Below are 12,929 nucleotides of genomic sequence, written 5' to 3'. Positions count from 1 at the left end.
GTACAAGTTGTTCTTGTCAAGATTGCAACATTTCTCCCAAACATTGCGATATTCCTCATCAACATTGCAATGTTTCTCCCAAACATTGTAATATTCCTTATCAATGCTGCAATATTCCTCATCAACATTACGACATCCATAAAGAATGTTGTAATATTTCTCATCAACATTACAATATTCCTTATCAATACTGGAATATTCCTCATCAACATTAGAACATTTCGGGATAACCTATTTCCCAGTCGGACACACTGACTGCACTTTTTGGGGAAGTTGCCGACACATTTGCTGTAATCCTTGAGGATTAATTTGCCACCAAGCAAATAATCCCAGACTTGTACCCCCCACAAGCAACGCCAAAACTCCCCCCAGCATTACCAAACGTTTACCCCACTTCGGTTTTGTAATTAAGGTTGGTGGAATTTCTGGGTTGAGAGGTGGTTCTTCTGAAAGATCCAAATCTAGATCCAAATCTAGCAGAGCTTGCGAACTTTCTGTAAAAGAAGTTGGTTCTTCTAGTTCCTCTAGTTCCTCTTGTTCTTCTTCCTGTATTTCTGCTTCTATAATCTCTTCTGGCAACGCCGGAGTCACAGGTACTAAGTATTCTGGAGAGACACGGCAATAAGTCAGAACAACCGATGTGTTATCATACCCATTTTTTTCATTTGCCAAGTTAATCCAGTTGCCGACAGCATCTTCAACTGTCATTTGCCCTATTAACACGGGTATTGCATAATCCTGCCAAGATTGTTCCACCCAGTTATTATCACTTAAACCATCAGAACACAGTAGCAAGATGCCATCTTCTTCCAGAATAAATCGCTGAACCTTAAGACGCAAAGATTCTGAATCTCTTGTCCCCAATGCTTGAGTTAAGGCACTCGCATCTGGTCTAAAAAGTGCCTTTCGATACAAGCTTTTAGCCAAGCGTACTTCTCGTGTTGCCACATCGTCATCTACTGTCAGTAGCTGGCAATAATTGCGAGTAATCCAATAGGCACGGCTATCGCCAACATTAGCCAAGTAAAGCTCATGGGTATTATTTGATTGCCACCCAGTACTTGTCTGGACTCGTTGTGAAACTTGCAAGGCCATAACAATAGTTGTAGCCATGCGTTCTTTGCCTTGGCGTTTTTGTTCGTTATTGCGGGCACAAATTAGATTATTTACTACCCGTAAGCTTGCTTCTAATTGTTCCTGCAACAACTCAGGTGGAAAAAGTGCAGTTTGTTCTGTCACCTCAGTTAGTAAAGCGCGAATTTGCAACTTTACAGACTGTACTGCCAACTGACTCGCAACCTCACCGCCTTCGTGTCCGCCAATACCATCGCAAACAATCGACAAGTGGCGCAATAAAGGTTCATCTAAATCACTCAAACTATTGGGATAGCAAGCATCTTCATTTTGCGCCATCATTGGGCCAATATCTGTAGAGCCTGCCACCTTCAAGACTAATGGCAATTCAGCAGCAACTGCTAGTAATAAATTATTGAGTTGAATATTAATCGCCTCTAACTCAATCTCAGTTTCACACATTTGCTGGACAATGTTTTGTAACCCTTTGGCTACTGATGCCTTTGCAGAAACTACCCAAAACTGCCAACACTCCCCCAGATTTTGTAAACTCAGCTTTTCATCATCTGGTGTTTGGTAGAGTTCCAACAGTTGTATACACCAACCTTCGACTCTCAAGTTATCTGCTAGTAGTAAACTGCGGCTAAGTCCCAATTCTGCTAGAGGTGTCCAAAGTTGGAGAATTTGCCACAGCCAATAAACTTGTCGTACTGCCGTGGCTTCCTGCCAAACCTCAACAATAGTTGGATAGATATTTCCTGTCTTATCTATCGGCGCATTTTCCAATAAGAGGATATCAGTTGTATCTTCCTCAAAATTACTAGCAAACCCATAAGCCTGGGGCAGATGCAACCGCTCTTGATATAATTGTAAATAAGGAATTACTTCCGTTGGCAATTCTTCAGGTACATCTGGCGGCAGTCCCGGTTGAGTATCCAGCCAAATCTGTTGTTTAATTACCTCATACCTATCTGCTACCTTTGTGCCTGGTGGGATTTGAGCAGACAATGAGCCAGTTGCCCACAGATAGCGGTGAACCAAAGGAGTTTGGCAATTGGCACAAACGTTATCTCCCATCGGATTAATGGGGCTATTACAGCGTGGATTTATACAAAAAATTATCAGTTGAGTAGAAATCATAAAAATAAAAGTATAAATTAAAAAAACAATCAACTCGTGAACTTCGATTAACTTTAGCTGCCAATGAATTGAAGGCTAGAATAAACTGGACTTGTGTACCGCTAGCTACACCTTGTTACTGAAATTAAGCAAAATTATTGGTAGAAATACCCAGTTTTGTTTTTTGTAAATAACTTACGTCTGGCTGTATCTAATCGTAGAAATGCATTTACGTCAATAATGTAGAGACTAGGATGGCGCTATGCCAAGTTTTACCTTAATCTGGCTTTTGGCAGGAGCAGTTTTGTGTTTAACAGAACTGTTCTTACCATCGGCGTTTGTCGCCTTCATGATGGGAATTAGCGCTTTTGTGGTGGCGCTGCTGTCTGGAGTGGGTATGGGAAGTGTATGGTTGCAAATTGTGGTTTGGCTGTTGGTTTCCACACTACTAATCGTGCTTTCTCGTCGGTTTTTGCAACCGAGACAACGCAAATCAAAAATTCGGGATGCAGTTATAGCTGAAACCTTAACAGAAATTCTGCCTGGGAAAACAGGGCGGGTGCGGTATGAGGGAAATTCTTGGCAAGCAAGATGTGACGATGACAAATTTACCATACCACCCCATCAAAGAGTTTATGTGGTTAGGAGGGAAGGTACTACTTTGATTGTTATACCGGAAAATCTGTTGAATTCTTAGTTATTGGGAATTGGGCATCCCTTCCCTGCGGGACACTACGCGTAGCTTGCTTCCCCGGAGGGGTACGGCTTCTCGACGAGACGCTACGCGAACGCTCAGGGCATAAGGAAGAAATTAATTTCTACTTTCTCATCTCTCCCACTCCAAACTTTTAACTCCCCTTCCGTTTATGAAAAATTAGGAGATTCACAATGGAACAGTTCTTTTTACTAGTATTTTTAGCTCTTGGTGGTTCTGCCGTAGCAGGTTCTGTGAAAGTCGTCAATCAGGGCAATCAAGCTTTGGTGGAAAGATTGGGTAGTTATAACAAAAAACTGGAACCAGGACTAAACTTTGTCGTTCCTTTCGTAGATAGAGTTGTCTACCGAGAAACTATCAAAGAAAAAGTCTTAGATATTCCTCCTCAACAGTGCATTACCCGTGACAACGTTGGCATTGAGGTAGATGCAGTGTTTTATTGGCGCATTGTGGATATGGAAAAAGCCTGGTACAAGGTAGAAAATCTCCAGTCGGCAATGGTAAATATGGTGCTGACTCAAATTCGCGCCGAAATGGGACAATTGGAGTTGGATCAAACCTTTACTGCTCGTTCCCATATCAGTGAGCTTTTATTACAAGATTTGGACGTTGCTACCGATCCTTGGGGTGTGAAAGTGACACGGGTAGAACTGCGAGATATTATTCCGTCTCAAGCAGTGCGTGAATCGATGGAATTGCAAATGTCGGCAGAACGACGCAAACGGGCAGCAATTTTAACTTCAGAAGGCGATCGCGAAGCTGCTGTCAATAGCGCCAGAGGTAAAGCTGAGGCGCAAATCTTAGATGCGGAAGCTCGTCAAAAATCAGTGATTTTGCAAGCGGAAGCTGAACAAAAGGCGATCGTTCTGAAAGCTCAAGCCGAACGTCAGCAGCAGGTTCTAAAAGCCCAGGCGATCGCAGAGTCATCAGAAATTATTGCTCAAAAGCTCCACACTAACCCCAATGCCAATAAAGCAGTGGAAGTACTGTTTGCCTTGGGCTATTTGGATATGGGCGCGACAATTGGTAAAAGCGATAGCAGCAAGGTGATTTTTATAGATCCGCGTTCCATTCCTGCTGCTTTAGAAGGCATACGTTCTGTCGTTTCAGATGGTCAGGTTAACTCTAACGAATTGTTTTCTAAACAAATCCCAGGATTAGAAAACAATCGCCCTAGTTAAAAGTGGGGACAAGGAGGACAAGTTTCTTTCTTGTCTCTTTTCAATGACTAATGACAAGTGACAAATGATAATTAACCCAGAACAGCTCATTAACGCTATTATTGCGATCGCCTAATATTTCATCTAACCTATTTGATAAAATTACAATAGCTAGTGAAAGGAATGTGATGTCTAAGACGGGCTACGCCTACGCACTAATTGTTACATTCTTCTCAAGAGAAAATAATCAATTTTTGATAAGTTGTAAATTATGACGTTATCTATTCAGCCAACCACAGTACTAAGTGTAGAAAAATTCTTACAATTACCAGAGACAAAACCCGCAAGCGAGTATTTTAATGGGCAAATATACCAAAAACCTATGCCACAAGGAAAACATAGCACTTTACAAATTGAATTAGCTTCTGCCATAAATCAAGTTGCAAAACCCAAAAAATTAGCTTATGCCTTGACTGAACTACGCTGCACGTTTAGCGGACTTTCGATAGTACCAGATATTGCTGTGTTTGAATGGGAAAGAATTCCTCTGGATGCAAAAGGTAGTATTGCAAATAAATTTGAGATTCCCCCAGATTGGATAATCAAAATTCTCTCACCAGAACAATCACCCAACCGAGTTATCCGCAAAATTACATTTTCTATTCAAAATGGAGCAAAGCTTGGTTGGTTACTTGATTCTGCTGATGAGTCAATCATGATTTTTGAACCCAATAAATTACCAGAATTAAAAGAACAACAAGATATCTTACCCGTTTTGAGTGTTTTGGAAAATTGGCAATTAACAGTTGCAGATGTATTTAGTTGGTTGAGTTTTATTTGAATAAAGCAACCTTAAGCTGATTGATTTAGTAGTAATTGTTCAACTGCATCGCTTAAGGCTTCTGTCCAATACAAAGGAGCGATAACGCTTGTATCTAAATAAATCAACGACGTTCCTCTGTACGTGCATTTATGACAGTTGTACTCAATGATTCACCCTTAATCGCAAGAGAATCACGAAATTGTTTCATACTTGCTAATCGTTCTTCTTTTTGTAGCGGAGGAACTAAACGAGCGACAGCTTTATCTTGCTTTAGCAAAATTACTTCTTCTCCCCTAGCTACTCGTTCTAAAAGAGATTTTAAATTCATAGCTGCTTCTTTAACGCTAATTCTCAACACTCCATAACTCCTGTAGTTAAGCTTAAACAGCAAAGAAAATTTCCTGCTCACACCATTTCTTTATGGAAATTCACATCATTAGCCCGTCTAAGCAGGCTTGTTTTTGGTAGCTACGGGCTTGAGTTTGTAGGAGAATAAAGTGCAACACCATATAAAATTGATATGACTATTGACTAATCTTAGTACTTTGATTTACTTGGCATTGATTGCACAACCCAAAAAACTCTAAAGTGTGATAAAAAACCTTAAACTTATGGCTTGATTCTAACTGGTCTTCTAAGTCATGAACTGGGCATTGATTAATCGGAATTGAGACACCACATTGCAAGCAAGTAAGGTGGTGTTTATCTTGTTGTGCTAGGCTATAGAGGGCTTCGCCGTTAGCCAAATTTCGCACTTGTACTATGCCTTCTAGTTTTAAGGCTTCTAGAGAACGGTAAACTGTTGCTAAACCCATGCTCTGATTTGTATTACGTAGTTCTACGTAAATATCTTGGGCAGAAATGCCTTTTTTGATATTTTTCAGTAGGTTGAAAATACGCTCTTGACTGCGGGTGCGTATGGCTCTCATAGATAATTATTTAAGTATACCACTGTAGTTTGAAGCTGTTAGATGAGTTAATCGATCGATTAACTTTAACCGCTTCGTAATCTTATTTTCACTCAGTTGGAACAGAAAGTTATAGTATAGCGATCGCAGCATTCAGCAAAAGCCCGTGCAAACCAAGTATCTAGCCAAAATTTTCGTGACCCTTCGTCCTTCAGTTTTAGACCCCGCTGGTGTGGCTGTACAATCCGGTCTTAAGCAACTGGGATACGATAACGTTGACCAGGTGCGGATTGGCAAGTACATTGAACTCACCATCACCTCAACTGATGAGAAGAAAGCTCGTAAAGACCTTGATACCATTTGTGACCAAATGTTATCAAATCCCGTAATTGAAAATTACCGCTTTGAATTAATTGAGGTCGAAACTCAAACTGGGGTATTTTAGGGATTGGGTATAGGGCATTGAGAAGAGACAAGGTAGACAAGGAAGAGGGGGGAGACAAGGGAGAGACTTGTTCAATAATTCCCCCTTGTCCCCCTTGTCCCCCCTGCTCCCCTGCTCCCCTGCTCCCCTCCCCCCCCACTCCCCACTCCCCTAACTAATCATGAAATTCGGTGTTGTTGTTTTTCCCGGTTCTAATTGCGATCGCGATGTTGCTTATGTAACCAGAGATTTACTGGGGCAACCAACGCGCATGGTTTGGCATCAAGAAACAGATATTGCTGATTTGGATGTCGTGATCATACCTGGTGGCTTTAGTTACGGGGATTATCTGCGCTGTGGTGCGATCGCGCGTTTTTCACCTGTGATGCAGCAGGTTGTGGAACACGCCCAAAAAGGTAAGTTTGTCCTCGGTATTTGCAATGGTTTTCAGGTATTAACTGAAGCTGGACTTTTGCCAGGGGTGTTGACCAGAAATCGAGATTTACATTTTATTTGCGATCGCGTTGCCTTGAAAGTTGAACGTACTAATCTATGGACGCAAGCTTATACGACTGGTGAAGTTATCACTTTGCCCATTGCCCACGGAGAGGGGAGATTCTACGCCGATGCAGTTACTCTCGCAGAAATTGAAGATAACAGGCAAGTCTTGTTTCGTTATGAAGGCGAAAATCCCAACGGTTCACTGAACAATATTGCTGGGATTTGCGATCGTCGGGGCAATGTGTTGGGAATGATGCCGCACCCAGAAAGGGCATCAGACGCAATGCTAGGGGGTAGTGATGGCTTGAAGTTGTTTCAAGGCTTACTAGAGAAAGTAGCGGCATTAGCGTAGAGCAAATATTGGGCAAATAAGTTGAGCGTTTTGCGATCGCTGTCTGAAAGATAGATGAACATTCTTCTACAGACAGCGATTTATTTTTTTAATGTGAACCCTGAACTTTGAAGTATTTTTGACAACCAAACCACGATGCATTAGTACAGGTTTGGGGCTAGCGATTTCTCATACTTGAGCTAGTAACTGTTAAAATTTAGAGCTAGCGTGTTCTAATCTTTTATTAGGCTTACAAAAGTCCGCGTACACAAAAAACTTCAAGCCAGTTTTGGCAAGTTTTTGAGAACAAAGAGAGAAACAAACTTATGGGACTTTTCGATCAAATTCTTGGTGCCGTCGCTAATCCCAATCAACAGGGCAGCTTAGGTGAAATAGGAAGCATTGTTAATACTGTACAACAGTTGAGCGATCGCACAGGCGCAAATCCTTCTACCATCCAATCAGTTTTGTCAATTGTGGGTGGTCAAGTGCGTTCTGCTTTACAAGACAAACAAGCCACAGATGGTAATGAAGCCACACAAAATTTAGTCAGTCAATATGCTGGTACTTCTCCCAACCCCCAAGCCGTCAATTCGTTGTTTTCTCCTCAGATACAACAGCAAGTAGCTGAAGTTGCTGCCGAGCGCACTGGGTTGGATGCTGGTATCGTTCAACAATTGCTGCCTTTGGCAGTACCTTTAGTGCTAAAGTTTTTGCAATCAGGCGCTAATGCTCAAAATCCCCAAGGTGGGGGAAATCCTGTACTAAATTCCTTCTTGGATGCTGATGGTGATGGTGATGTCGATATCGCTGATGCGATCCAAATGGCTAGTCGATACATCAGACAGTAATACTTTTTCCTACTTGTTTCTGACAAACCAGACATCAGTAATTATACCTTGCTAGATTTTTAGCTAAGACATAGGCTGAGAACATAATAAATTTGCAAATATAAATCAGACAGTCTATGTCTAAATTTTTTGAATGTATTACTGAGGAACTGCAAGACTTTATTGCTGCCCAACACCTTTTCTTTGTTGGCTCTGCACCTTTGAGTCCTACGGGTCATGTTAACCTATCTCCTAAAGGTCAGGACTGCTTTCGTATCTTCTCTCCCAACCGAGTAGGTTACGTAGACCTCACAGGCAGTGGTAACGAAACATCAGCCCATTTGCAAGAAAATGGGCGGATAAGCTTCATGTTTTGTGCCTTTCAAGAACCCGCGTGTATCTTGCGTCTTTACGGTCAAGGAACCACGATTTTACCGAGTTCTCCAGAGTGGAACTCCCTCTATTCTCTATTTTTGCCGATACCTGGAACTCGTCAAATTATCGTCGCTGACATTGAAAAAATCCAGACTTCCTGTGGTTTTGGCGTACCACTCTATGAATATCAAGGTCAGCGCCAGACTTTAGTAAACTGGGCTAGTAAAAAAGGCGAAGAGGGAGTTCGAGAATATCAACAGCGGAAAAATTTCGTCAGCATTGACGGTTTAGCAACACCACTGAGTAAATTACCCTAACTTTGCCTGATGGATTATTCTATTCATCTATATATTTAGATGTAAAGGCAATTATTAGTAATTAAAGTAAAGGAGTCAGCAATCGAGAGACTCTCACAGCTAACTTAAACCAAAAAGGTTTTTTATCGTACTCATTAAGATCAACAGCAACACAGACAGCTAAATCATCCTCTAACATCTTTTTCACACTTTGGACAAACCCAGACTCGGTAACAAAACCCATAACTTCAAAATTTAGGGAAAAAGAGCGATTATCTAAGTTAATAGTTCCTACCCCTGCTATATTCTCATCAATGACTATAATTTTCTGATGCATAAACCCATTTTTGTAACGATACAACTTGATACCGATTCTTTCCATTTCGGTGTAGTAAGAGAAGGAACATAAATAAACAAATAAATGATCGGGTCGATTTGGTAAGAGAATTCGTACATCGACACCTCGCATTGCTGCCAATTTTAAGGCTGACAATGTTGCCTCATCCGGCACAAAGTATGGACTAGCAATCCAGAGGTGAGTTTGAGCTTGATTAATTAGTTCGACGAAAAAAAGCTTACAAGCTGGTAGCGAATCTGCTGGACCTGTAGGAAGTATGAATACAGTTTGATTAATTTCCCGATTAATTTTTACCTGCCAGTTAACTTCGATAAGTTTTCGAGTTGCCCAATACCAATCTCGTACAAAAGAGTTTTGTAGACTTTGTACACTTGGGCCTTCAAGCATGATATGAGTGTCGCGCCAAGGACTCAAGCGAGGGTTTTTTCCTAAATATTCATCACCAATATTCAGTCCACCTACAAATGCGATTTCTCCATCCACTACCAAAATTTTCCGATGATTGCGAAAATTATATTGGAGCCGATTACCCTGACCTTGGGTGGTGTTAAATGCACTTACTGCAATTCCATGCTGTTGTAGAGACTCGATATAAGGGCGAGATAGTTTCTTGGAACCAATTTCATCGTAGAGAAAATAGATGCTTATTCCTTGCTTGGCTTTAGCAATCAACGCTTCTTTAAACTCATTACCCGATTGGTCATCGTTAACAGTATAGAATTGAAACAAAATATAATTTGTCGCCGATGCAATCTTTTTCAGCATCGCTTCATAGGTTTGCTGACCATTAATCAGTAATTCGGCAGCATTGCCTAATGTGAAAGAAATTTCTGTAAAAGCCTCCGCTAAGGGCTGCAACTGGGCTAGATTATCTGGTGGCGCAACCTGAAATTTAATCAGTTCCCTATAAGTCGAATGAATAAGCTTATAGTGTTGTGCATAGACTGAGCGCAGTGTTTCAGCATATCCATGAAATTTAGTTCTTCCTAAAATCCAATACAACGGAATCGCTAGCCAAGGAAAGGTAATTAGAGAAATGCTCCAGGCAATTGCCCCTTGGGAAGAACGCACATTCATCACTGCATGGGCTGCATGTATAACTCCCACGACATGAACAACAACTGTAGCTGTGCTAAAAATAGCTAGAACACCAGCATCTACAAGCATTTTAATTTTTTTGAGTATTGGTATAAGTAAATTCTGCCAGTAATGGCTTATGATCGGATGAACAAATTTGGTCTAGCACTTTAGCACTGGCTTTCTTCACACTGATATCTCGATAAAAAATATGATCTAAAGGGGGTGATAACAAGAAGCGTTTAATTTTCTCCTTCTCATCAGGTGCGAAAATTACAGGCGTTAATCCCAATTGAGTTGTTACTTGATTGAGAATAACTGCTCTTTTTCTACTCCAAGTATTGAAATCTCCTGAAAATATTAGTGGCCCCCGATGTATAGATAACGCTTGCTCTAACTCGTTTAGTTGGATTTTAAATTTATTTAAATCTACAAAATTTATCAGATGAGTATTGACTGTCAGGAGAGTTGTATTTTGTCCAGATAGCAGATACTCAGTAATTAAAGAAATTTTAGGAGTTTTAACAATTGGTTCATAATTTTTAGTAGTTATTACTTTTTTGTTAATTGGGTTAATTGTCGAAGCTGTAAAAATTCCTGAATAAGTTTGATGATGAATATCTACAAAATTAGGAGCAAAACTCCAATTCATCTTCAACCATTTTGCCCATTCTTCTGTCTCTAACTTTAAAGAAAATTCTTGTAAAAATATGAAGTTTGGTTGATAAGTCTCAATTATTTTTGAAAAATCTTTTAGCCAAGTATTATTATAGTTTTGTTTAGCAATATTCCAACTGAGAACTTTAATGGATTTACTATTAATTTCTGTTTGCAGTGAATTAGTTTTATCAATTGTGAGTTCTTGTAAACGAAAAAATCTATAACCCGGAACAAATTTCGTAACTAGAGTGTTTACGTGTTCTTGAATATTAGGCATTACTAATATTAAAATAAATTTATTCTTCTCTAACGCTATTAAATAGTCGTTAGAGAAGAATAACACGTTTGTAAAGTTAGAAGCTAATGGTCCTAAAAATTAGATCCCCTGACAGTAAAACTTATACACATGAAGATAATCAACGTTATGAGTATCGAAAAAATTGTAGAACAAGCTCTTCAGGATGGTTATTTGACACCAGCAATGAAAGCAGAAGTCGGTAGAATCTGTGATAATGCCTCGGAACTCTCAATTGAAGAGTATATGGCGCTGGATCGGCTGATGGGTGCGCTATCGACTGGTGAGGTCTTGGGGGATGATAATATTGGTGGTTCATCCCTAACTCCCTGCCCACGGCGACCAGGCCCAACTCCAGGAAGTTTTGATTCAGCAGAATTACCGATTGTGGCGGCGGTAGTGAGGAGCACTATTCCTTGACACTAAGATGTAAGAGCCAAGGGAGAGGATAGGAGGGATAGCGGGAGACGCGGCACGCCTGAGTCGTAGGGCAACGCAGTAGCCACTCAAGTCCACCACGCTAACAATGACAATAACCGCGTTGACGATTTGGTGCGATCGCGGATATTGTGAAAATTTGAGAAGCTAGAAAATGTTTGCCCTACTATAATATCTGACCATCTAAACGACATAATTTTAGTTTATTCGTCAAATTCGGCCTTAAAATAAATCAATTCCATAATTGCAGGAATATCTTTTTTATTTGCATCTCGAATTAAAATATTTTTATCCTTCATCTTCTCGCTATTTACTATTTCACTACAACTCATATTGGGGAATAATTTCTGTCTCATTCTTTGCTGCATTTATCCACTCTTGCATTGCCGGAAGTGCCAAAACTGACTCCAGATAACTTCTAGAAACAGTATCTAATTGCACATCATAGGTGATAAACCGTAGGACAACTGGAGCAAAAAACGCATCGGCAATCGTGAAATTGCCAAACAAAAAACTGCCACCAGCCCCAAACTTCTGACGCGATTCTTGCCAGATAGTGATAATGCGGTCAATGTCTGCTTGTACAACTGATGTTAAACCTTTAACAGGATGTTTAGCACGGCAGTTCATTGGCATATTCTGACGCAAGTTTTGAAATCCTGAATGCATTTCTGCACTGATAGAACGGGCTAATGCTCTCGCAGCCTTATCCTCTGGCCACCATTGCAGATTTGGAAATGTTTCCGCTAGATATTCACAAATAGCGAGAGAATCCCACACTGTTTGTGTATTGTGCAATAACACAGGTACTTTTCCTGATGACGAATATTGCCGAATTTTCAATGAATAATCTGGGTTGTTATAGAGAGGAATCCTAATCTCATTGAATTCCAAACTAAATTGCTTCATCGCTAACCAAGGACGAAGCGACCAAGATGAATAATTTTTGTTGCCGATTACCAAAGTAAGTTGTGTCATATTTTTAATACCTATAAAGCTGTTCAATCCACATACACACATCAGTTTCGGAACCTGAAGAAAAAGATTTTCTGGTTGCCGGGTCGTAAGCTTGCCAATAGATATTACCGTGGCGGTCAACCTTTTGCCAAACTTGTAATTCATGAGGATATACTAGGAGTTTTTTAACAAATTTTCCCAAATACTATGCAGATATTTCCAAAAGTTGGAGTGGATTTTTTTCTGAAATGACGGACTACAATTTATTTCTATATCTTCTGTTGATAGACACCTAATGTCATTGTTCATAAAATTATTCCTGAAAGTTGCTCAGTAAATAAAACAGTAACAACATCTCAGTTAGGAATCAAATCATGGCTTGCATAGGTTCTATAAATGGGATTTATAAATATGAAAAATCACTATAGCGGTTCCCATTCAGATGCGGTACAACATTATATTATATCGCGGGGTGTAGGGGCACGGCAGTGCCCATTGGTGTCAACTTAAGAAGGTAAAGCCCAAATTTGTTGAGTGTAAGCGTCAATCTCTCGATAGCGCTTACGCCTGGCTTTGACTAATCCAAAG

The 12,929-nt window shown here is 40.3% G+C and carries 14 protein-coding genes and 1 pseudogene; 8 read left to right on the top strand and 7 right to left on the bottom strand.

All coding sequences use genetic code 11. From position 1 onward, the window contains the following. Positions 1-231: 231 nt before the first annotated feature. Positions 232-2,214: a protein phosphatase 2C domain-containing protein gene (locus tag V7K60_RS29530; RefSeq protein ID WP_334930961.1), complete on the bottom strand. Its 1,983-nt coding sequence runs from the start codon at positions 2,212-2,214 to the stop codon at positions 232-234. A 241-nt stretch (positions 2,215-2,455) separates the two neighbouring features. Between V7K60_RS29530 and V7K60_RS29525 the strand changes: the two genes are divergently transcribed. The 3 genes from V7K60_RS29525 to V7K60_RS29515 all read left to right on the top strand — a co-directional run bounded on the left by V7K60_RS29525 (position 2,456) and on the right by V7K60_RS29515 (position 4,909). Continuing rightward, positions 2,456-2,890: an NfeD family protein gene (locus V7K60_RS29525; protein ID WP_334930959.1), complete on the top strand. Its 435-nt coding sequence runs from the start codon at positions 2,456-2,458 to the stop codon at positions 2,888-2,890. A 191-nt stretch (positions 2,891-3,081) separates the two neighbouring features. Then, entirely contained in the window at positions 3,082-4,089 is a 1,008-nt protein-coding gene (locus V7K60_RS29520; protein WP_334930957.1) for an SPFH domain-containing protein, read from the top strand. A gap of 250 nt (positions 4,090-4,339) precedes the next feature. Further along, positions 4,340-4,909, top strand: a complete 570-nt coding sequence (locus V7K60_RS29515; protein WP_334930955.1) for a Uma2 family endonuclease — start codon at positions 4,340-4,342, stop codon at positions 4,907-4,909. Positions 4,910-5,012: 103 nt separating this feature from the next. Here the strand turns inward: V7K60_RS29515 and V7K60_RS29510 are convergent, their stop codons facing one another. Both V7K60_RS29510 and V7K60_RS29505 read right to left on the bottom strand, forming a co-directional pair. After that, positions 5,013-5,219 carry a type II toxin-antitoxin system Phd/YefM family antitoxin gene (locus tag V7K60_RS29510; protein ID WP_334930953.1) on the bottom strand — a complete coding sequence of 69 codons (207 nt, stop codon included), beginning with the start codon at positions 5,217-5,219 and terminating at the stop codon, positions 5,013-5,015. Between the two features lie 196 nt (positions 5,220-5,415). Further along, complete coding sequence (locus tag V7K60_RS29505; RefSeq protein WP_334930950.1) at positions 5,416-5,820, bottom strand: Fur family transcriptional regulator; 405 nt, start codon at positions 5,818-5,820, stop codon at positions 5,416-5,418. 145 nt (positions 5,821-5,965) lie between these two features. Between V7K60_RS29505 and purS the strand changes: the two genes are divergently transcribed. The 4 genes from purS (at position 5,966) to V7K60_RS29485 (ending at position 8,577) form a co-directional block, all read left to right on the top strand. Then, positions 5,966-6,244, top strand: a complete 279-nt coding sequence (gene purS, locus V7K60_RS29500; protein WP_322667807.1) for a phosphoribosylformylglycinamidine synthase subunit PurS — start codon at positions 5,966-5,968, stop codon at positions 6,242-6,244. Between the two features lie 160 nt (positions 6,245-6,404). After that, entirely contained in the window at positions 6,405-7,076 is a 672-nt protein-coding gene (purQ, locus tag V7K60_RS29495) for a phosphoribosylformylglycinamidine synthase subunit PurQ (RefSeq protein WP_334930948.1), read from the top strand. Positions 7,077-7,381: 305 nt separating this feature from the next. Further along, entirely contained in the window at positions 7,382-7,906 is a 525-nt protein-coding gene (locus V7K60_RS29490; protein ID WP_334930946.1) for a DUF937 domain-containing protein, read from the top strand. Between the two features lie 116 nt (positions 7,907-8,022). Further along, positions 8,023-8,577 carry a pyridoxamine 5'-phosphate oxidase family protein gene (locus tag V7K60_RS29485; protein WP_334930944.1) on the top strand — a complete coding sequence of 185 codons (555 nt, stop codon included), beginning with the start codon at positions 8,023-8,025 and terminating at the stop codon, positions 8,575-8,577. A 61-nt stretch (positions 8,578-8,638) separates the two neighbouring features. Here V7K60_RS29485 and cls read toward each other — a convergent pair whose 3' ends face one another. Next, entirely contained in the window at positions 8,639-10,081 is a 1,443-nt protein-coding gene (gene cls, locus V7K60_RS29480) for a cardiolipin synthase (protein ID WP_334930942.1), read from the bottom strand. A gap of 1 nt (position 10,082) precedes the next feature. Further along, complete coding sequence (locus tag V7K60_RS29475; protein WP_334930940.1) at positions 10,083-10,994, bottom strand: endonuclease/exonuclease/phosphatase family protein; 912 nt, start codon at positions 10,992-10,994, stop codon at positions 10,083-10,085. Between the two features lie 81 nt (positions 10,995-11,075). On the opposite strand from V7K60_RS29475, the pseudogene V7K60_RS29470 reads away from it, so the two are divergent. Then, a pseudogene (locus V7K60_RS29470) lies at positions 11,076-11,240 on the top strand (late competence development ComFB family protein); the annotation flags it as partial. Between the two features lie 465 nt (positions 11,241-11,705). Here the strand turns inward: V7K60_RS29470 and V7K60_RS29465 are convergent. Both V7K60_RS29465 and V7K60_RS29460 read right to left on the bottom strand, forming a co-directional pair. Beyond that, positions 11,706-12,362: a glutathione S-transferase family protein gene (locus V7K60_RS29465; protein ID WP_334930938.1), complete on the bottom strand. Its 657-nt coding sequence runs from the start codon at positions 12,360-12,362 to the stop codon at positions 11,706-11,708. 4 nt (positions 12,363-12,366) lie between these two features. Beyond that, positions 12,367-12,543 carry a hypothetical protein gene (locus tag V7K60_RS29460; protein WP_334930936.1) on the bottom strand — a complete coding sequence of 59 codons (177 nt, stop codon included), beginning with the start codon at positions 12,541-12,543 and terminating at the stop codon, positions 12,367-12,369. Positions 12,544-12,929 lie beyond the last annotated feature (386 nt).

Origin of the sequence: Nostoc sp., from assembly GCF_036917555.1 — a bacterium.
GTDB lineage: Bacteria > Cyanobacteriota > Cyanobacteriia > Cyanobacteriales > Nostocaceae > Nostoc.
Note: the sequence above shows the minus strand (reverse complement) of the source record. Positions and strands in the feature narration are given on the sequence as shown.